The sequence below is a fragment of the Streptomyces flaveolus genome (genome assembly GCF_000716535.1).
Taxonomy (GTDB): Bacteria; Actinomycetota; Actinomycetes; order Streptomycetales; family Streptomycetaceae; genus Streptomyces; species Streptomyces flaveolus_A.
Map to the genome: position 1 here is coordinate 1 of NZ_JNWV01000128.1, position 1152 is coordinate 1152.

Here is a 1152-nt window from a genome sequence, read left to right on the forward strand (position 1 = left end):
TACTGACGTTGTAGTCGTGGTGTCGTCGGTGTGAGGCCTGTTCCGGTGAGGCATCCGTCGATGATGTCGCTGCGGTATTGGATTTGGCGGAGGCCGTGTCGGAGCCGGTGGATGAGATGGCTCGGGTCGGTGAAGGCCGTGTTGGCCTGGGTGGTTCGGCGGAGGACCGACCAGATCCCTTCCACGGGGTTGAGGTCGGGTGCGTAAGACGGCAGGTGGTAGGCGGTGAGCCAGTCCTGCGCGTCGATGAAGGCCCGCATGCGGCGGTCTTTGTGGACGTTCAAGTTGTCCCAGATGAGGACGATGGGTGCGTCGAGCTGCTGGTGGGCGGCGATGAGGAGATCGCGGTACTCGGTCCACGCGAAGCTCTTGCGGCCTGTGCTCTTGTGATCTGCATGCCGTTTTGGCCGGTAGATGAGGCGAGAGCGCTCGCCGGGTTTGTAGCAGCACAGGGCGGCGATGGAGAAGCGACGCTGGGAACGGCCGCGGACCCGGATGACCGGTGTAGTGCCGCGTTGGCTCCAGGTGCGTGAAGTCGGCGGCGTCATCGAGAATCCCGCTTCGTCTTCGAAGACGATCCAGGCCCCGAGCACCGCCGCGGTGCTTCCACGTGCGGCCACACCTCCTTCACCCAGCCGGCCACCACGGCTTCGTCGCGTTCTACCGCACGACGGGCCGGAACCTGATGACTCCAGCCATGGCGCCGCAGCATCTGCGAGATCCCCGACAACGTCATCGACTTGTGAAACCGCCGACCGATCAGCGTCTTTATCCTGGCCAGTGTCCATCTCTGGTCCGGCCAGCCATGCGCGACCGGCCCCTTGGACAGCTCCTCCTCGAGCACGGCGAACAGTGCGTCGCTCAGCTTCGGCTTGGACGCTGGGCCGCGAGAGCGGACCCCCTCCCGGCCAGCCGTCTTCCAAGCCTGCCGCCACCGCTGGACCGACCGGACGCTGACCCGTAACTCCTTCGCGATGTCCGTGCTGCCCCGCCCCTCGGCGAACATCACCGCTGCTTCCATCCGAACCCGCTCGCGGAACGCTTGCCTCTCCGCGGTCAGACCCCCACCCTGCGGATACCTCATACACCCGGCATACCGCGACGATCACCGACCGTCAGCCCCTACGACAACCCGCCTTCAAGGTCAGTAAC

General features: G+C 65.5%; 1 protein-coding gene. It reads right to left on the reverse strand.

All coding sequences use genetic code 11. The features are described 5' to 3' along the window. A protein-coding gene (locus OO52_RS54940) for an IS630 family transposase (protein WP_420711478.1) occupies positions 1-1084 on the reverse strand; the annotation gives its coding sequence in 2 pieces (ribosomal slippage) (positions 1-620 and positions 623-1084; 1082 coding nt annotated over the 2 pieces). This gene is flagged as partial in the annotation. Positions 1085-1152: the final 68 nt, after the last annotated feature.